The following is an 18,761-nucleotide window of genomic DNA, read 5'->3' on the forward strand; positions in this document are numbered from 1 at the left end:
CCTCTTTGGCCCCATCGGCTACATTCCGCCTGCCGAAGCCGAAGCCAATTACTATGCAGCCCTTGAGAACCTCAATATGGCTGCATGACTCAATTGAGCCTGCCTCCGGAAAACCCGGGACGCTTCAGTGCGCAAAGTCCGCCGGGATTTGCTGTCGCACAGCGTCGGCAATCAACGGCACCATGTGATCGCTCCACTCTGCGCGCTGACGGGGCGTGACCGGCTTTTCAACATAGGGGAGGCAGTCGAAAGGATCGTTGAAGTCAGCTGCGCTCGGGAGGTAGCATTTTCCACTGAGGAGGGCCGCAAGCCGATCCTGCCACGTGGGGGCGAGGTTCCCGTCAACGCTCAGGAACTTGTAGAGGGGACGGTCAGGGATATCCACGCTGCCTCGCTTGATTTTTCCAGTGCCGCTATGATGCCTATGAAGCAATGGCAATAGTCCGCGCCAAGTGCGCGTGATCGAAGAGCGGGGCCGATGATGGCGTATGACTATCCAGCTAAATCCTTGGATATCCAGGGACGTTTGATGATGCTGGGCCTTCAGCCAAGGCACCTGATGATGATCGGCGGATTTGTGGCAGCCTACGGTCTCTTTGAGACGACGCTTGAGCGCGCCTTATGGACCCTCAGCGAGCAACCTATTGATGGCGTTCGGCCATTTACCGAAAAGATGAGCGCTGAAGCTCAATTTAAAATGCTTGGCGCCGGCAATGCTAAGCTATCCGAAAAAGCCAACTTAGTTTTAGAAGTAGGAGCTAAGGCTGCGAGGGATCTGAGCGAGTATCGCAATAGCCTAGTACATGGTTATCTCGTACCCTCCGGGCCAGGTTCTGCTCCGAGCTTTATGAAAAACCCTCACTGGTATGGCGCCTCGGGCCGAACGAAGGCTGTCGGCGATGCCTTCCTTGACGATCCTATCCAAGATTTGATTCTGATCGCCGCTTGGAACCTGTTCGGTCTGGTTGGAAAAGTCGAAAAGGTGTTCAGCGATCCCGACGCTCATCTCGCGATCGAGGATATGAAAGACGACATTCGCCGAGCAAGCAGCTTCGCGTCGGAAGCACGGCATTTACGGTCCCTGATGAATCATGAAAAGTATTAGCCGCTTGGGCTGTCGCGGACGACACTTACCTCAGCCGCAAGGGCGTCACCTTTTGCTTAAATCTGGAGATATCGTGGAACGGGAAAGTCGGGAAGATGACGTCATCGAGTGGGCGATTGATTTGTTACGTGATTTGGCCAGATCCATACTCCCGGTCATGGTGATCACGCTTCTATTGCCGGGGACCGGATTCTGGGGATTTTACTTTATCGCATCATCTAGTTCTAAAGCATGTGTCTCTGTCTGGTGGGCATTCATATTTCTATCAGTAATGATCTGGTCGTGCTTGAGGGTGCCCGGATACGCGGTGCGGTATCGAAGATTCCTAGCTCGAAGGGGAGAAACGCTAAGGAAATTTGCGCTCGTATTAAGCATGATTTATGCATCAACGTATTACGGTGTGTTGCTTGCCGGAGCACTCCGTCTGGTTGTTCAGACGGGTTCAGCAGTCTTCATTCCCCTCGTGGGATATTTGGCCTACTGTATATTGACAGCAAGTTGGTCCGTGAAGTTGCCGTTTGATGTCGAGGTAAAGCAGAGGGAGGATGCTGTAAGGGAGTCCACTGCGAGGGCTACGTCTACGCTGTAGCCCGAGCAGATTCGGTCGGTTTTGGCTCTCCCGAAAACGTGCGTCACTAAGCTGGGCGTTTACGGCGGGCGAAATTGGACAGGCGGTATATGGCTCCGACGCGGACTGCCAGCTGATCCATAGTCAGTCGGTAACAACGGTGTGAGCGGCGGAGGCTTCATCTTTCTTCCTCCGGTCAATGGCGGTGACGCGTTTTACCTGCGCGACAGAGCAACCTGCCAATTCCGCCGTCCGAGCGATGCTCATGCCTGACTCTCGGAGAGACAAGATGCGATGATGCAGAGCGATATCTGCCTTTCGGCCCTTGTACCGCCCCGCCCTCTTCGCGATCTGGACGCCCTCTCGCTGTCGTTCGCGGCGGGTCTCATAATCGTCGCGAGCAGTTTGCAGCGCGACGTGGAGAAGCATGTCCTGGACTGCTTCCAAAACGATGCGCGCCACGCCGGTGCTCTCCGAGACGAGGTCCGACAGATCGACGATCCCGGGGACAGCAAGACGTGCCCCCTTCCCTTTTATCGCTGCGATCAACAGCTCCGCCTCAGGCAGTGGTAGTCGGCTGATCCGGTCGATCTTCTCTGCGATGACCACTTCGCCAGGTTGCAGATCATCGACGAGACGCAGAAGCTCTGGTCGATCCGGACGAGCTCCGGAAGCCTTCTCTCGGTAGACGGCAGCAACATAGAAGCCGGCTTCCCTAGCCGATGCGACAATCGTCTCCTGCCGCGCAAGGTCCTGTTCATCTGTGCTTACGCGCAGGTATACGCGGGCACCGCGCACGGTGGGAGAGCGGGGATCCAACATGGCTCCTTTGGGTATACCCTAGATGGCTAGGCGCCGAGCGGTGGCCATTAATGTCACGAACGGTACCTACGTGGCCTAGCTACGCAAACCGATCCTATTTGGCCAGATGCGCGTTCCCGATGCGGTTCGCCACATTGCCATCGATTTCGGAAACGGCCTCGATCAGCGCGGGCATCGTGGTTGCCTGGAAGTCGGACCAAGCCAGCCTGAGATTATTGGCCTGCTGCTCAGCTGACATTGTCGTTGCGCGCTCTGCGGAGAGCAGGTCGCGGCTGAATATGGTGGCCCACTTGGCGCCCATAGGCTTCACAAGGCCCACAAAGAGATCTGGACGGCCCTTAGCTTCTTCGTAGATGGCGTGTCGGGCATCCTGTGGGCCTGGGCCAATTATCAGGGAGACGTTCACTCTACCGGGCTTATTCGGGTAGGTTTTGACCTCGAAGAGAAGGCCCCTCCCCGTCTTGGACCACGAGGAGCTGTCCGCTCTGAATTGAAGGCCCTTGTCCCACTCCTCAGGGGAAAATCTAAGCACAGAGGCCCCCGTCGAATCGATCACCAACCCCTCGCAGCTGCGAACTTGTTGCTCAACAGTCTCGATCAAACCTGCGCCACGTGGACGGTTCGCGAACAGGTAATCTAAGGCCTCGGCATGTCGCTCGTAGAGCTTCCCTGCGAGGGTGCGAAGGTGTTCATCGTCCACAATATTTTTCCTGATCATGTCGACGTAGTGGCGGATTATGAGATCTGTTGCCGAAGAGGGTGCGGAGTGGTCGATCACGTCTTCTAGAAGGCCGGCTAACGTCATGTAGCTCACGGCGACATACTCAGGATGATCGGGCCCGTGTCCGTCGGGCGTTAGAAAGATCAACAGCTTTCTCGCCGCTGGGTATCTGTTCGCAACGACGTCGCGGTAGCGAGCGAGTTGGCCCTCCCCTGCTCTGGCTCGGATCTTATTCTCGATAACGACGACAAGGTTCAAGGCGTCGAGCTCGATCAAAAGGTCGATGCTGTCGCGCTCACGGTGAACAATCGCGTCATCGAGGTCGGTCACGAGAAGCTCGAGCGTACTCAGCGGTCGTCTGTCGTGTTGGATGGATTCTAGCACCACGCGGAGGAGTGCCTCGAGTGGCTTCGAACCGAGTCCGTGAGGTCTGCCAGGCGATAAGACGTAGGCGAGGAAATTTGAGTGGCGAAGCTCCCCGTTGACCGCTCCGATCGCCTCAAAAAGATTGAAGCGCGTGACCCTCTCCCGGACAACCCAAAACTCCTTGTCATCTAAAAGACGACTGAGGCTATCTTCGATCGCGGTTGCCATTCGGCGACTATTACCGAGGGCTTCCTTGGTGTCGAGGGACGTGCTTCGAGACCCGCCTCTCATTTGGCCGCTGTTCGATCCCATAGCGTGAGAAGCATGTAGCACTGAAATATCTGGTAATTGTGTTGACCGGGTAAGTTTCCTAACCCGGTCCAGTACCTTGAGATTGTAAGCGGGCCTGGCCGGGCCCTTGGAGCTCTCAGGACGGGATGCCGACACCCGGGGGAAGCCGTAGAGGTTCTCTCGACCTTCGATGATCCGCACGCCTTCGCGCCCATCAGATGATCGGCGTGCTGCGAGCGGTAACAATTACCGGGTTTGATATCTTACCGGATTTATGCTCGGTTGGAAGGCGCAATAACCGGATAACCTTTATCACCGGGTATGGAGGATTACCGGGTGAAGCAGATAACCGGATAATGTCCCAAACCGGATATTTGTGAAAACCCGATAAGCGTATAAACCGGATTTTACGGCATACCAGATTTCCGCCCCTACCGGATCTAGGTGATGACCGGATTATCGCGATTACCGGGTTGGTTGCAAAACCAGATATGTTGCGCTATCCGGTCGCACGGAAAATCCGGTTTCGATATTTACCGGGTTGGCGCACTTACCGGATTAGGAAAGGGACGACCGTGCCAACAATCGCGATAGCCTCACCAAAGGGCGGCGCCGGGAAAAGTACAACAGCGGTCATCCTCGCAACAGAGCTCGCCCATGCGGGTGTCGGCGTGACGCTACTCGACTGCGACCCCAATCGTTCCGTCAGCCTGTGGGCCTCGCGCGGCGCCAAGCCGCCAAGAATTGACGTCATTGCGGACGTCACCGAATCGACGATCATTCGAACGATCAAGGAATGCGACAAAGACGGCCAGGTCGTGGTTGTCGACCTCGAGGGGATCGCATCGCGATTGATGTCTCGTGCGATCTCTCAAGCGGATCTTGTAATTACCCCTATGCGAGCCACGACGCTCGACGCTACGATCGGTGCTCGAACCATTGCCTTGATCCAGGAAGAGGAGGAGGCGCTTGGTCGTTCGATTCCCCTGTCGATCGTGTTCACGATGACGAAGACAGTGCGGTCGAAACAACATTCCGGCATCGCAGCTTCGCTGCGGGAGCAGGATATCGATATCATCGAGCCCGATCTGCTGGAACGTTCGGCCTTCTCGGCACTCTTCGAGTTCGGTGGTGATCTCTACACGATGCCGAACCAAGGCAACGCCGAGGCGGCCCGCAAGAACGCCAGCGCCTTCTCGCAGGCCGTGCTAAACCGTCTGATGAAGGAGCTGGGCGATGAGTGAAGCGGCCCCCTTCAAGGTCGACATTGGCCGTTTGCGGTCCAAACCTAAGGGCCGCGACGAGCAGTCCGTCGCGGCGGCCGACGCTGCAGCGCAAGGCCATGGCTTTGTCCCGCGCGAGCCGGTGCCTGCATCTACGGGGAGGAGAGGTCGACAGAAAAGCCCACGCACCGGCCAGATTCACGCAAAGGTGTTGCCGGAAGTGTCCGATGAGATCGCGAGCGAGGCGCAGCGCCGCGGCGTCACGCAAGGCGTGATCATCGAAGAGGCTTGGGCACTGTATTTGGCCGAGCGGGGCAGGGGGTAGTGCTCGCGCCCCGCCTGCTACCAGGGGAGCGCGGGAGCGAACAAATCCCGGATCGCCCGACGCCTGTGAAGGTTTGACCACCGCTGGCGACGGTGTTCGTCCGCGTCGTGAATCATGTGACACCTTTGGCAAAGGGCGGCCAAATTTTCGCGACGATTGTTCGTCGGGTCGTGGTCCAAGTGCGCACAGGCGAGCACGACCTTGGTTCGATAAATTGGCAACTCCTCGACGTCAGGCACGCGAACCCGAGCACCAGCTCCATCGCGCCACGCGACCGCGCTGGCGTCAAACCAGCGACCATCGCCTAGGTGCTCGATGATTTTGAGGTGCGGGCGCCGGCAGCGCTCACACCTGCCCTTCGCACGCTCAAATCTGATCAGGCTAGAAAGCTCGGGCCAATCAATCGGGTAGAGCCAACGATTTTCAGGACGTATCGGCATCCTGATTCTATGAATCTCGGCGAGCATTCTGCCAAGAAGAAAATCACCTTACGTTCCTTATTCGATCCCCCGGCGTTCCACACGACCGCAGGACGGGAGATTCAGCCGGACCGCTTCGCACGGGTTCCGGCCGATCGGGATCCAACCGCACCGCACAAGAATTTCCGTGTCGGAGGGACTCTTGATGACCCCGGGGGGCGGTCCGTCGAGCGGGCGAACGCCGTTTTGGCCACCCCGATCATTAGAGCCGCCCCCAAAAGAGGGTCGCCGCGATCGCAACGCAGCTCAGCGACAACCAGATCATGATCTGACCATAGATGTGCAGGACGAGCCGCACCCAAGGGTATCGCCTTCTGAGAAGGAGGGCGGAGACAACCGCCACCACGGTTACGGCCGAACCAGGCGTGAGCAGAGAGGTATCACGACCGAGGATCTTGTCGGCTACAGGCATTAGACCCAAGGCGACAGCCAGGAACCATGAGAAAGCGAGCGTGGCGTGATCAAACCTTTCTCCGAGGATGGGGCAGGGGCTCCTTGAATAGGTTGTCACGACAAAACCATCGTGAGATAAGCGCGCAGGAGATTCCTCATGCGTGTATACGATCCGATCATGTCGTCAGTGCCGACCGCGGATGGCGACCGCCACTTCATCACGAAGGATTCGGATGAATACGGGCAGATCGAGCTAATCACCGACGAGCACGGCGAGGTGACTAGGGGGGGGGCCATCGGGTACTTCCTCGCATATGCGTTGCTGGCGGCTGTGGTGGCTTTCGCCTTTTTTGCTATTCGAGCCTAACGACGCAGTTTTGGATCGTTGAAGAAACCTCGATTTAGGTCCTCTTCCACGTGCTGCCGAACATCTGATCCACCGATCACGTGGCCGGCACGCGCGGCTGTTGAGCCCGCTTGATCGGTTGCCAGCTGCTCTCTTCCAGCCTTGATCCGAGTCTTTGCTGCCTCGGCCGCCGTCATGTCCGGATGAGACGTCGGCAACGCGAGTGTGGTCGCAGCGCGGTGCTGGCCGACCACATCCTTCTCATTGGCCACCTCGGGTTGACGAAGCTGGACAAGGTCAGGCTCCTCGAGACGATCGCCCACGAGGTCGTACACTGCGGCCCTGCGTTGCTCGAAGAATTTGGAGATCAAGCCGTCCCGGATCTGCCTTTGATCAGCTCGAAGCGACGTTTCATGAAGGCCTGGCGCCTCCACGCCAGAGGGTAGGCTTGCGGCCTCACGCCGATACCAATCCTGGAGTTCCTGGCTCAGATTTTCGCTGATCTGCATGCCATGCGTTTCAGCCCAACTCGCGTCGTTGGAGAGTTGAGCCGCCTTCTCTTCCATCTGCGAAGCGCGGCGCTCGTAGGACTGTGCAAGGCTCTCCGCCTGTTCTCTGCTCCGGGAGGAACTCGTGGTGGTGGAAGCGCGTGAGAACACGCCATCTCGTTCATAGGTGCCCGAAGATGACGAGGCGCTATCGCTGACCGCGTGCTCGTTGCGAGAGCCTTGGCTCGTAGAGTTGCTGTCCTCGACGCCTCGACTCCGCTGGTTCTGAAGTTCGAGGCGATCGGATTGCTGCGTATTGTATGTCCTAGACGCAGACACCCCTGGAAGAGAACCGGCGAGACTGCGTCCGATCGAGGGCTTGCCGCCGGCGCCGGCGGCTGCGCGATCCGATGCACCGCCAAGCCCCGCTCTCACGCCGAAATCGGTACTGTCAGTGCCCTGCGCGCCGCGCTGATGCGAACTATTTTCTCGGAGGCTGTTGGTGACCGCAGAGCGATCCTCAAGACCGTCATACGTGGAACCGCTCGTCCGATCGCTTGCCTCCAAGCTGGTCCCAGCCTGTGCGCCATGCGAGCTTTCGGATCCGCTGGTAATCTCGGAGCTGTTGGACCGGACATCTCGGGTGCCAAAGCTGTGACTTCGAATGGAAGCTGCCTCGTTGCGGAGGCTCTGCGCTTCCCTGGTTAGCATGCTCGCCTGTTGCCGCTGCTCGGCGACATACGCCTCGGAAGTCGTGACGCTCATCGGCAACTTGGACATGGCCCCCGTTGCGTCCGTGACCAGGGCGCCGCTCGACGTTGCGCTGAACGAGGCTCCGTTGGCCGCGCGCGCTGTGAACATGCTCTCCCCCGATTGATAGGTGGGGGCGTCGGACCACTGGTTGCTCTGGCGCATATTCGAGGTCGAATTCGCGTAGCTGACGTTGCCGTAGGCGTAATTGCCCGTCGTTTGCTCGAGGGCAGATGCCTCAGCTGCGTTCTGCGCCGGCGCGAGCATGGACGTCGCCTGCGTCGAGACGCTCATGGCACCCTTGGCGAGCGCACCAGCCATGAACGGCACGCTCATCACCAGGAAGCCGGCGATCGTCGCCGTCTCCGCGTTCACCGCGCCAATCCCGGCGAAGGTGCTCAGCGTCACGCCGCCGTCTGCAACGCCTTGGGCGGCATACTCGCCCTTGGTCATGCAGATCATGTGGAGGATAACGTAGAGCGGGCCCCAGGACGCCAGATAGAAGAAGCCGGTTGCGTAGCCGCGGAGAGATCCCACGCCGGTCTGCGGCAGCAGGAAGAGGGGAAAGATGACCGGAAACATGGCATAGAACACGACGGTCAACACGATATTGAGGATCGGCACCCAGCTCATCGCTTGGTAGGCGATCGAGTTATAGGTGTTACGGGCCTGAATGTCCGCGCGGGTGGTAGCGAAGGTGTCGATCGCCGCCGAGCCCGATCCCCCCGCCATCGCGTCGCGCGCCTGCATGAAGGCGTTGATTGCGGTCATCTGCCGCATCGTGCCCGTGTAGTCGGAGCTGGCGTTGGTGAAGGCCGTGTTGGTGATGGGCACGTCCTCCTTAAGCTTCTGGGCTGCGAGGGCGGTTGAGAGGCGAGGGTAGGCTTCCTTCCCCCAAAGGCCGGCGTGCGCCTCGATGAGCGGCTGCCACCGTGCGCTCAGCATCTCGTATGCCTGCTGGCAGGTGACGATCGCCGAATCTACGCCACCGCCGCTGGGATCGCGCTCAAGCCAGGACTGGCCGCGCGCCTCCGAACCCGGGCCGAGATCCGCCCACAGGTCCTTCGAGTTAGCCAGGTCAGTGAGCGATTTATGATGCAGCATGATGTCGCCGAAGACGCACTGCTTGAAATGCTGCTGCAGGTTCGTCGCGAACTCGGCGTCGCGGATCTGGAAATTGCGCGTCGCATCGAACAGCCGCGCCCCATAGATCATACCATTGGTCGAGTAGTTCAGCTGCGATGGCATCGTGAACACGGTCTCGGCCGTGCGAGTGAGGTAGTCGCCGACCTGGCTCGTGAAGCTGGCCATCACGCCGAGCCCCAGGGGCACGTTGGCAACCGTTGCCGGCGCGAGAGACGGGTTGATCCGATCGGTCACCTTGATCTGGACGGTAGGCACCATGAGGCAGAGGTAGATGCCGGTGGCAGTCAGGAACCAGTTGAGCCAAGCGCGCACATTCATCGAGAAGGCGACAGCCATGAGCGAGTAGATCAGGCCGATCACCATCACGACCTTGATCAGTGACTTGTATCCGCCGCCGCCGGTCCAAGCCGCTACCGCATTGAAGACGTTGACGATGTACTCGCCGCCGCCGATCGTGAACACCTCGAGCATGGCGTACCTTCCCGATCCTATTTGAGGCCCTGGGCATTGAGGCCGCGCGAGAAGTTGAGCGCGGCGGCCATGCCCGGCGAGAGCGTGTTCTGAAGGGTAGACTCGAGCATCACGGAGCGGTTGATGATCATCTCGGTCATCTGCACCGTGTCCTTAATCTTGTACTCGCGCTGCTCGTACTTCGCCCGCGCCTCGCGAAGCTGCTGCCGCCATGTCTCGGCGGTCGATTGGTCCGCTGGCTGGAAATAGACCTGCGCCTGCGTCACACGATCGAGCATGTTATCGATCATGGCCGAGAGGAGGCTTACGGCGACGATCTCCGCAAGCGCGTCCTCGGAAGACGGATCCAGCTTCGCATGCGCGAAAGCCTGCACGGCGAGGATCTTGTAGAGGGGCAGGGGAGACATGTTGAGGAGCTGTATCTCCGCCGTATTGAGCGCCTGATCCGAACGAATCTTGGTATTCATCGAAGCGATCATGTCCTTTACGCGCTGCCGTAGCGCGCCGGACTTCGGCAAGTTCAGCTCCGCTTGGGTCGGATTGAGGCACTTATCCTCGGTGTCGCAGGCGAGAACGTAGACCTTCGGCCCACCACCGTCCGTGCCGTCGAGCAGGGCGGTCACCACGGCGTCTTCACCAGGCCCGAAATAGCTGATCGCTGGTTTGCCGCTGCCCGTAGCCGCGGTGTTGACCACGATGGTGCCAACCACCGTCATCAGGTATTCGGAGAACTTCTGATCGTAGCCGCCGAACTTGTTGGATCGCTTGATGGCCTCCCAGGTGTAATTCCTCGGCTCCCCGGGGATGTGGTCGGCCATCGTAGGATCGTTATTGCCGGCGAGGATCGAGTCCTGCTGTCCCTCCGCGTTGCAGCCTTGGCGCGATCGCGCCCAATCGCTGAACTTGCCCTGAGAGTTGGCGACCGCCGTGCAGATCGTCGAGCGCGCACCCTGCATCTTGGGCCAGACCGCTCCGACCAAACCCTGCGCGGCCTCGCAGGATGAGATGTTCATCTGGTTCATCTGCTGAGCGGCCTGCTGAAACTCGCTCATCACCTTGCCGATCTGCGGCGAGACGCTGTCGATCGCGAGCTTGAAGGCGAAGCCGAGGGCGTTGTTCGCCGTCGCCTTCAGCATGGCGATCATCTCAGAGGCGTTGATGAACGAGAAGGAGCCGGTGAACAGGTCGATGCCGCCGCAACCCGCGCGGGCGCTCGGCAGCTGCAGGTTGAAGGGCGAGACGCTCTTCTGTGGGAACCGCGTCCAGACATTGCCCCCGGTGTAGTACCCAGCGGATTGCCCCTGGTAGGCCGACGGACCAGTTGCGTTGGCCGCTGCCCCAGCGTCGTTGAAGAAGCTGTTCATCTGACCCGCCACGTCGGCGCGGGCGATCCCAACGGGAATCATGCTAGCCGCCGCAAGTGCGGCGACGCTCGATGACAGCTTTCGACCTAAGGCGCGGAGGAAGGGGAAGCGAGGGGAAAGGGGAGGGCGCATCAGTAGTCACTCCCGGGCTTGGTCTGGGTGAGGGTGAAGATGCGGTCCATGATCTCGTCGGCAGTGAGGATGCCGTAGCCGATCGGAACGGTGCGCTTGGTGGCGGTGTCGAAGAGGACAAGCGCCGGCGTCACATTGCCAGGGACACCCATCTTCGCACGTTGGCCGGAGTCCACGACGTAATTCGGGAAGTCCTTGCTTGGGCCACCATCCATTGAGACGGCCATCACGGCGATGCCGTTGCTGTCGGCGACCGAGCGCAGGATCGGGCCGAACACCTCGCAGGCGCCGCAGGACTGCGCAAAGAAGTAGAACATGCCGTAGCGCTGGCTCAGGTGCTGCAGGGCCTGCGTGCGATCTGCCTTGCGGTTATCTGTCCACGCGCGCTTGCCGACCGTCGAGACGGGGCGCTGCAGCGTGTAGTCGATGTCGGGGTTCTGCCACAGGGCGCGCTGCCAGGTGTCGGAGAACAGCGAGGCGCGGTCGAGCTGCTCGCGCTGGAAGCGAACATAGGCGATGATGTTCTCTTCCGTGGGGTTGAGGACCGCGCGGGCCTTGAGCTCGTCCAGCTCCTTGCCGATCGCCGCCAGCTGCTCCGTTGCCGTCTTCTGAGGAGCGGGAGCCGCCTGCTGCTGCTTCGGCTTATCGACCTTCGGCCGCTCGCAGTAGAACCACTGGCCGAGGCGGCGCTCGCGGCAATAGAAGTCGTCGCCCTGCTGGACGTCGCCGGCGCCGGCGCTGTCCTGGTCGACCGTTTGGGCCTCGGGCTCTTCAGTCTGAGCGGCAGCGTGCATCGGCGTGCCGAGCCCGATCAGGGCGGCGAAAGTGAGGCTCACAAGTTTGCGCATCGAGAGATCCTTCCCCTCAATCAACGATGGTTTCATTGTCGATTTCGCCGTCGAGCTCGTGGGCGGCGATGCCGACCAGGGAGAGCATGACGGCCGCGTCGAGCATCTTGGTGCCGGAATCGAGCATCTGGACGACGCCGTAGAGATGCGGCCGCGCATGCCGGCGGCCGTGGCTGGTTGCGCGGACGAAGCCGCGGGCATGGTTGGCGAGGAAGCCGCGACTGACCATGCCGACGAGCATGTCGCGAAGATCCGCGCCGATGATGTCGCAGCGGAACCAAATGCTCAGCGTCGCGGCGATCTCCTCGGCCGAGCTGGGCTTCCCCGAGCGGTAAACCCGCATGAAGGTCGCCAGCTCGAGCACCGACAGGTCGATCACGCAAGGGTGCCGCGGTGTAGCCACGGGCAGGTCATTTGCCGGTGTTAAGGTCATAATAGTCCTGAATTTTCTTCTGGATGTCGGTCATGGTCTGGACTTCATCCGGAAGCTTCACGGCCTCGGTGAACTCGGCATAGACCTCGGAAAAATCCATCTTCGACAGGTCGAGGCGCTGGAACTCCTCGATCGTGAAGCCCTTGCACTGCTCGTCCTTCGGGCTGCCCCAGGGCTTGTTGATCTGGGGACGACCCTGGACCTGCAGGATCCGGCTCAGCTTGCTGCCGAAGCAGCAATAGGCATCTCGAGAGGTGATGCAGACGCCGAGAATCTTGGACGCGCAGTAGGATCCGACCTTGTAGCAAAGGCCCTTGTCGTCCTTCTTATCCAGCTCCTTCTCGGCCGAGCTGCACAGCCACGGGGTGAGCAGCGGGACGCCTTTGCCGGAACAGCAGTTAGAGGCGCCGAAGATCTGCTTGCTGCAGGTGTCGCGCTCGCCGGTGAAGACCGTCAGCTTGTCCGGATCGAACTCCTTACCGGCTTGGCCAAGGGCGTTGAGAGCAACCAGCGCGTCCTTGAACTCGGTCGAGGCCTCGCGCTCGATCGGCTCGCAATTGCCGTTCATGCAGTAGACGTCGTTGCCGCAGATATACTCGCTCTGCCCCGATGCCGGCGCATCGGGCAGCGGGCAGCTGTAGACGCGCTGGTTTACCTGACAGGCACCCGACTGCGGATCATCCAGGCACTCGTCGCGGAGGAACTTGCACTTGGGATCGGCATCGAGCGTGCTGCAGTCGCTGGCCTTGACGATGCGCTGGCAAGTGAAAGGCTTGGACCAGGCCCAGCAGCTCTGGGTAACCGACACGCCCTCGATTACACGGGTCTCGGGGCCTTCGGTGCAGACCTCCGCACCTTGAGCCGTGCAGTTTGGGTCGCCGTCGAGCGCGCCGCAGGTGGTGGTCCGGTGAACGTCGACCGTCTTAGTGCCCTGCTTTGCATACCAGCTATAGCCGGTCTTGCTCGGACTGAAGGTCGCCATCTCGGGGAAGTCGGCTTTGCAGATGTACTCGCGCGCCGTGAAGTCGCCGCAGAACTTGTTGCGGGCGAAGCCGAACATGTCGTGCGCTGTGCAGCCGCCATAGGAGGCACCCGACGCGCGGCACTGGCCGGAGGCGACGAGAGGATCCACCTGGGATTGCCGAGTGAGGGGGGTGCCATAGGCGTTGCTCGGCACCACCAGGTACTTGAACTCCTCGGTGTTCTTGACCTCGGTCTCGATCCGGCTCGTGCAGCTCTCCTGGCGCTCTTCAGGCTTGGAGCCCTGGTTACAGGTCGCCTCGTAATAGCCCTTCTGGCCAGCACCCGGGGGAAGGGGCTTGCAGGTCCCTTGCGAACCGCCAAGGCTTTCCCCGCCCAGATAGCTGTTCGGATCCTGCTCGACCGCAGTTGCCCGCTTGGTTGTGTCGATCAGCTCGTTGTTCGTGAACTGCGCACGCGTGCCTTGCTTGTCGATGACGGTATCGAAGGTCTCATTGCCCTGCGCGGCGATCGCGCCGTCCGTCGTCAGCTGCTCCGGGTTGCTGAAATAGCCCGTCTGCGGGAGGTTTGTGCCGGCGTAGCCAGGCACCTGGTTTTCCATCCCGTTCGTGGGCTTGTCCGCGCCGGCTCGTGTTGCCTTGCCGAAAGAATTGCCCTCATCGCGTGCCTGCTGCGTGGTCTGCGCGGACTGCTGGGCGACGCCGGCGGCCGAGCCGAGCGCAACCGAGATCAGGAGGGTGAGGGCGAGGCGCTTCACGACCCGGCCTTCGCCATATTGGCCAGCGCGATCTTGGAGACCGCGGCACCGGGTCCGCGCGCATCCGAGAAGGTCTCGAGCGCATAGCGGACGGTCACATTGCCGGTCATCCGGTCATAGGGCGGAAGCTTGTCCTGGCAGGAGAAGCCCGAGCACAGGTCGAAGTCGGAGGACACCGCAACATAGGCGGGCACCGCCTGCACGTCGAAGGCGCGGAAGAGACGGGGATCGATGCCGACGTTGGAGAGCTGATCCTCCTTCTTCACCACGTTCCGCATCGCCGCGCTGAAGTCCTTCAGCGAGTTGTTGGGGAAGCCGCGGAACACCACGATGCCGCCGGCCTTGGTCGTCTCGGCGATCATGCGCCGGAGGGATTCAGGGGGCATCGAGAGACTAGCGAACGCGATGATCTGCGGAGCCTGGCCCCGCGTCGCAGTCGCATTCTGGCTCGCGCCCTTGATGATCTCGTTGAAGTCGAAAGCGCCTTCCGGCCCACGCGGGAGATCGGCCTTCGCCAGATTGGTCAGGGTCTGCGGCAGCTTGTCCTGCATCTCGAGCGCCTCCTGGCGGAAGGCATCGCCGCGATTGCGGACGTGCTCGGCGAACTTGGCCGCATCCTCCTGCATCGCGGCGGCACGCTTCTGGATGGCGTTGACGTCGAGGTCCTGGACCTGCTGCATCACCGCCGGGGCATTCTGGGCGAGCGCCTGAATGCCGGCACCGGCGGCGAGGGCAGCTGCTACGATCAGGAAGCGGCGCATGTCTGGTGTCTCCTCAAAGCACGCAGCAGTTGCGCTTGCGCCACACGAGATAGCCCATGTCCTCGCCGATGACGGGGAAGGCACGACCTGTCGTGGGGAGCAGCGTCGAGCCGCCGAGCGGCCCGCAGGATCCGGGACCGAAGACGGTCGGGATCGGATTGGTCATCTGGACGCGGTATTGCTGCTTGCGCAGCACCGGCATCAGATACTTGTTGCACAGTCCCGCCGAGCCCATCGTACCCCAGGCCAAGCCCTCGCGGTGCAACTTGAAGGCGAAGCGGGTGAGGGCGAGGCGTGAGGCCTGCACATGGTCGACATGCGCTGGCACATTGCCGTTCACCGGGTACATCGGGCCCTGACAACCAGCGCACCAGAAGAGCGGATCGAGGGGCAGGCCAACCGTGCCCGCAATGCAATCAGCGGCGCACGCGGCCTGCGCGATGGGGTTCGAGAAAAGGACCGCTTCGGGGTTCAGGATCGTGGTGAGGCTGTCATCCTGCCAGAGCGGATCGATCTCGGTGATGTAGGCAATGTCGAAGCTGGTTTGCTCGAAGCAGATGAAGTCGGTGAGGATCTCCATCCAGTAGAGCAACGGGTAGATATACCAGTGGACGTGCCACTTCGACGTGCTCTGCGACTTACCGCCAATCTGCGAAGGACCCTGAACGTAGCCATTGCCGATGTTGAAGTTGGGCGCGATCTTGGCGCCGCCAAGTGAGACGAAGCACCAGGGCTTAGTCGACACGTCGGCGAGGCGGACAGGCTCCCAGAAGCCGGCGGCGATGCCGATTCGCGGCACCGGCGATCCGCACGCGCAGATCGGGAGGGCCGGGTTGCTGGTGTCGGGGCGCGTGCTCGGCCAGATCGACAGGCCGCCGATCGACAGCGGGAACAGGCACGACCAGCAAACATCCGTGATCGGGTTCACGAAGTGGCCGCTGCAGGTCGTCACCTGCGCGCGGGCACTCGGGGCGATTGTCGCGCCAGCGAAAATCGCGAGAAAAACGACTAGGAGGTTGCGGAGCTGCTTTAACGGTACAAGCGCGCCGCGAAGAAAATGAATATTCCAGATATTACCAAAATCTCCACGAAGGTTAGGGCTGCCCAAGGATTGATTTGTGGAATCATAGTCACAGCTCCTTTTGGATGTGTATTTTGTACTCTGCCGATATTGTTTCAAATTTTCAACGGTAGATGTGATGCGGGTGTGCATTGGGATGGACCTGACCAGAAGGGGGCTCAGGGATATCACCGCGACTTCACCACACTGCTTAGTAGCAAGAGTGCGGGCGCGGATCTGAGGAGCCTCAGCCACGAGCTCGTCCCGTACGAGGCGAAGTCCGTCATGCGGAAAGGCTTCAGCAAGGTTCGTAGGATGGCGGGGACGGCTCACTTCCGCGCCTCCCATGATCGACGAAGCTCGGCGACATTGATGAGGACGACCGCTCCCGACACGAAGGTCACGATCATCGAGACTATATCTGAAGGATCGACGTGCCAGTTCACAGCCCATCTTCCGTGACCACGTCGAGATAGCGGTCGTCGGCCGACTTCTTCCGCGCGAGGTAGAAGACCGTCTTGATGGCCGTCATTGCGAGTAGCGCTCCCACCAGCACCGCCGCGGCGCTACCGAATAGCTTCGTCAGCGGGGAAATCAGGAGAACAGTCGCCGCGGAGGCGACACAAAGCACCTGCCAGATCCGGCGATCAGCGCGCAGGGCACGGGTCTCGGGCGCTGCCATGGGCGTGCGAAGCATGTCGAGCCAGAGGGGCATCAGTCGGCTCCCTTGAGGACGATTTCGGAGATCTTCAGGACGCGCCCCGCCTGCTCGACGACTGCCGGCGTGTGCCGGATGCCTAGCCGACCCGTGAGGCGACCTTCCTGGTCGAAGTAGAAGCGCCGCTGACGATTGGTCATTTCCTCGAGCGGCGCGCCGCTTACGAGGATGATCTTGGCCTTCAGGTCGCTGTAGCGCTCGGTCGCCCAGGCCATTTGCGTCTTGCTGTCGCCGTCTACGAAGACGAGAGCCTGATGCATGGTCACGAAGTCGAGCGGGTTCACCGCCTGCCCAGCGCGGGCAATCATGTTGCCCTTGGTGTCGCGGACGTCGTGATCGACCGAGACGGACGGATCATAGTCCCACACGCGCGCCTCGGTTGCGCGGGAGATGCCGGCCACCGGCACGGGGCGGCGAACCTTCGCCTCCGCGCGCTTGGCGAAGGTGGCATTCATGCGGTCGATCTCGCCGGTTGCCTGCAGGTGCTTGAGACGACCCTCGATGGTCGCGAGCAGGTCGGGCTCGATGATGGGGAAGGTCTGCCCCATCGTTCCATGATCGCTGGCGTGAATGGACGAGGTGAGGCTCACCGAGAGGAGCGCCACGATCGCGACAGACTCGAGGGCGCGCTTCACAGGATCGGCACTCCCGTACCGATGATCTTGCCGGCACACGCATAGCCGATCTCGGCATATCGGCTGTCGAAGCCGTCCTTGTGCGGCGTGCCGACATAGTAGCAGCCGGCGGGGATCTTCCCCGTCGGGCCAGCGGTCAGCGGCTCACCGGCCTTGGTCAGCGCCTTCATGTGCGCGACCAGCTTGCCGTTCACGAAGACGTCAGCGGCTTGATGCGTCACCGTGTCACCCGGCATGCCGTAGACGATCTTGCCGAACATCTCCGGCTTGTTCCCGAAGTGTCGAATGACTAGCGCAGTGGCGGGCGGCTTGAAGAACACATATTGGCCGCGCTGCGGCATGTGGTTCTTGTGGATCCAGAAGGCCCAGACCGGCAGCGAGTCCGTGCGGTTGATGAGGAACGCGTGTTCCTCCCGCCATGCGCTGATGCCCTGGTAGCAGGCCGTGCCGCCGATCATGAGCGCAACCGCCGCCCAGAGGTGCTTGCGGGGCCGCCAGCGCTGAGGCGCAGCTGCAGCTGCTTCAGTAGCCGCCGGCATCGGGGCCTCCAAAGGACTGCATGGCGGCGCCGACAGGTCCGTTCGACGGCGCTGTCGCTGCCGGCGCGCCCTGCGCCGGTGCGAAGCCGCTCATGTCGGGTGCCGCAGCTGCAGGGGCGGGCATCTGCGGGGCGAGCTGCTGCTGCGGCGCAGCCTGCTGACCCGTTTGCATCTGCTGGCGCTGGATCGCCGCGCGCAGCTCAGCCTCAGAGGCAGGCTTCGGACGATTGACGCCAGAGGCGTACACCGCCTTCGCTACGTCGTCGGTGATGTCCGGCACGCCTTTCGACAGGACCGCCTCGCCGACGAGCACGACCTGGCCCTTGGCGCCGCGCCGACCAAGCTCGGCATCGAGCGAGGACATGAACTGCTTCATCTCGCTCTGGACGCGCTCGGGCGGGGTGAGCGTGCGCGACTGCGCGGTCACATACTCGCCGACGATCCGCGAAAGGTCGGCGCGGACGATGTGCTGTTCACGCGGCATCATCAGCGTGCGCGTGACCCAGATCGCCCAGATTGCGAGCGCGAGGATGACGAGGCCAAGAAGCAGCTGGCTGGCCGTGTAGCCGGCGAAGACGGTCCGGGCCCGCTTGACCTCAACCGCGGAGGTCGCGGACGGGGACTGCGAAGCAGCGGGCTCGGTGCTCCCGATCACATCAGACATGGGTCTGGCCTCCTGCGAGCGAGGATGCTGGGGTACGGGGCGGCAGTATCGCGCCGCGGCGGAAGAACATGATCGCCAGCGCGATCAGCATGCCGGCGCTGCCGATCATGAGCTTGAAGCTGGCGACGCGGGCCGCGTCGGCGGCGATGTAGCGCGACGACAGATTTGCCAGGTGGTGCATCATGCCGTCGATCGAGAAGTCACCGATCGCGAGGAAGGCGAGCACGAAGACGCCCATCGTCATGAGAAGGGTGGTGGCGATGAAGCCGGCGAAGTGGAGGAAAGCGTAGGCGACGAAGCCATAGTCGGGCTTCGCTGGCTGACGCCTGAGGTGCAGATGCACCACCTTCGGTTCTGTCTGTGCAAGCGACATGT

General features: G+C 61.3%; 18 protein-coding genes. 4 read left to right on the top strand and 14 right to left on the bottom strand.

Translation table 11 applies throughout. From position 1 onward, the window contains the following. The first annotated feature begins 478 nt into the window (after positions 1 to 478). Positions 479 to 1,105 (top strand): hypothetical protein, encoded by a 627-nt coding sequence (locus CA234_RS20840; protein ID WP_206431266.1) that lies wholly within the window; start codon positions 479 to 481, stop codon positions 1,103 to 1,105. Between the two features lie 712 nt (positions 1,106 to 1,817). On the opposite strand, the gene CA234_RS20845 is transcribed toward CA234_RS20840, so the two are convergent. Together CA234_RS20845 and CA234_RS20850 are read right to left on the bottom strand one after the other, a co-directional pair. Beyond that, a complete protein-coding gene (locus tag CA234_RS20845) occupies positions 1,818 to 2,495 on the bottom strand; it encodes a recombinase family protein (protein ID WP_206431267.1) in 678 nt (225 codons plus the stop codon). A gap of 94 nt (positions 2,496 to 2,589) precedes the next feature. Next, the gene (locus tag CA234_RS20850) at positions 2,590 to 3,810 is read right to left on the bottom strand and encodes a PD-(D/E)XK nuclease family protein (protein WP_126002647.1); all 1,221 of its coding nucleotides are present in this window, start codon (positions 3,808 to 3,810) and stop codon (positions 2,590 to 2,592) included. A 554-nt stretch (positions 3,811 to 4,364) separates the two neighbouring features. Between CA234_RS20850 and CA234_RS20855 the strand changes: the two genes are divergently transcribed. From CA234_RS20855 to CA234_RS20870, 3 genes are all read left to right on the top strand, one after another. Beyond that, positions 4,365 to 5,117 carry a ParA family protein gene (locus CA234_RS20855; protein WP_241213612.1) on the top strand — a complete coding sequence of 251 codons (753 nt, stop codon included), beginning with the start codon at positions 4,365 to 4,367 and terminating at the stop codon, positions 5,115 to 5,117. Then, positions 5,110 to 5,421: a chromosome partitioning protein ParB gene (locus CA234_RS20860; protein WP_126002649.1), complete on the top strand. Its 312-nt coding sequence runs from the start codon at positions 5,110 to 5,112 to the stop codon at positions 5,419 to 5,421. The genes CA234_RS20855 and CA234_RS20860 overlap by 8 nt, the downstream gene beginning before the upstream one ends. Positions 5,422 to 6,450: 1,029 nt before the next feature. Beyond that, positions 6,451 to 6,660: a hypothetical protein gene (locus CA234_RS20870; RefSeq protein WP_126002650.1), complete on the top strand. Its 210-nt coding sequence runs from the start codon at positions 6,451 to 6,453 to the stop codon at positions 6,658 to 6,660. Here the strand turns inward: CA234_RS20870 and CA234_RS20875 are convergent. The 12 genes from CA234_RS20875 to CA234_RS20930 form a co-directional block, all read right to left on the bottom strand. After that, complete coding sequence (locus CA234_RS20875; protein WP_126002651.1) at positions 6,657 to 9,494, bottom strand: conjugal transfer protein TraG N-terminal domain-containing protein; 2,838 nt, start codon at positions 9,492 to 9,494, stop codon at positions 6,657 to 6,659. The two genes, CA234_RS20870 and CA234_RS20875, sit on opposite strands and share 4 nt — an antisense overlap. Positions 9,495 to 9,511: 17 nt before the next feature. Then, positions 9,512 to 10,900 carry a conjugal transfer protein TraH gene (locus CA234_RS20880; RefSeq protein ID WP_126002652.1) on the bottom strand — a complete coding sequence of 463 codons (1,389 nt, stop codon included), beginning with the start codon at positions 10,898 to 10,900 and terminating at the stop codon, positions 9,512 to 9,514. An 89-nt stretch (positions 10,901 to 10,989) separates the two neighbouring features. Next, positions 10,990 to 11,838 (bottom strand): conjugal transfer protein TraF, encoded by an 849-nt coding sequence (locus CA234_RS20885; RefSeq protein WP_164521900.1) that lies wholly within the window; start codon positions 11,836 to 11,838, stop codon positions 10,990 to 10,992. Positions 11,839 to 11,854: 16 nt separating this feature from the next. Continuing rightward, entirely contained in the window at positions 11,855 to 12,217 is a 363-nt protein-coding gene (locus CA234_RS20890) for a hypothetical protein (RefSeq protein WP_066721864.1), read from the bottom strand. A 31-nt stretch (positions 12,218 to 12,248) separates the two neighbouring features. Then, positions 12,249 to 14,009 (bottom strand): conjugal transfer protein TraN, encoded by a 1,761-nt coding sequence (locus CA234_RS20895; RefSeq protein WP_126002653.1) that lies wholly within the window; start codon positions 14,007 to 14,009, stop codon positions 12,249 to 12,251. Beyond that, positions 14,006 to 14,770, bottom strand: a complete 765-nt coding sequence (gene trbC / locus CA234_RS20900; RefSeq protein ID WP_126002654.1) for a type-F conjugative transfer system pilin assembly protein TrbC — start codon at positions 14,768 to 14,770, stop codon at positions 14,006 to 14,008. The genes CA234_RS20895 and trbC overlap by 4 nt, the downstream gene beginning before the upstream one ends. A 13-nt stretch (positions 14,771 to 14,783) precedes the next feature. Beyond that, positions 14,784 to 15,983: a conjugal transfer pilus assembly protein TraU gene (gene traU / locus CA234_RS20905; RefSeq protein ID WP_126002655.1), complete on the bottom strand. Its 1,200-nt coding sequence runs from the start codon at positions 15,981 to 15,983 to the stop codon at positions 14,784 to 14,786. Between the two features lie 289 nt (positions 15,984 to 16,272). Further along, positions 16,273 to 16,545 carry a hypothetical protein gene (locus tag CA234_RS20910; protein ID WP_126002656.1) on the bottom strand — a complete coding sequence of 91 codons (273 nt, stop codon included), beginning with the start codon at positions 16,543 to 16,545 and terminating at the stop codon, positions 16,273 to 16,275. Beyond that, positions 16,545 to 17,183 (bottom strand): type-F conjugative transfer system protein TraW, encoded by a 639-nt coding sequence (gene traW, locus CA234_RS20915; protein ID WP_126002657.1) that lies wholly within the window; start codon positions 17,181 to 17,183, stop codon positions 16,545 to 16,547. The genes CA234_RS20910 and traW overlap by 1 nt, the downstream gene beginning before the upstream one ends. After that, positions 17,180 to 17,641 (bottom strand): S26 family signal peptidase, encoded by a 462-nt coding sequence (locus tag CA234_RS20920; RefSeq protein ID WP_241213613.1) that lies wholly within the window; start codon positions 17,639 to 17,641, stop codon positions 17,180 to 17,182. The genes traW and CA234_RS20920 overlap by 4 nt, the downstream gene beginning before the upstream one ends. A gap of 64 nt (positions 17,642 to 17,705) precedes the next feature. Further along, positions 17,706 to 18,386 carry a TrbI F-type domain-containing protein gene (locus tag CA234_RS20925; RefSeq protein ID WP_126002659.1) on the bottom strand — a complete coding sequence of 227 codons (681 nt, stop codon included), beginning with the start codon at positions 18,384 to 18,386 and terminating at the stop codon, positions 17,706 to 17,708. After that, positions 18,379 to 18,759, bottom strand: coding sequence for a hypothetical protein (locus tag CA234_RS20930; RefSeq protein WP_126002660.1), 381 nt, complete (start codon positions 18,757 to 18,759; stop codon positions 18,379 to 18,381). Before CA234_RS20930 ends, CA234_RS20925 begins: the two co-directional genes overlap by 8 nt. Positions 18,760 to 18,761 lie beyond the last annotated feature (2 nt).

The organism is Sphingomonas sp. ABOLE, from assembly GCF_003950455.1.
In the GTDB taxonomy this organism is placed as follows: domain Bacteria; phylum Pseudomonadota; class Alphaproteobacteria; order Sphingomonadales; family Sphingomonadaceae; genus Sphingomonas; species Sphingomonas trueperi.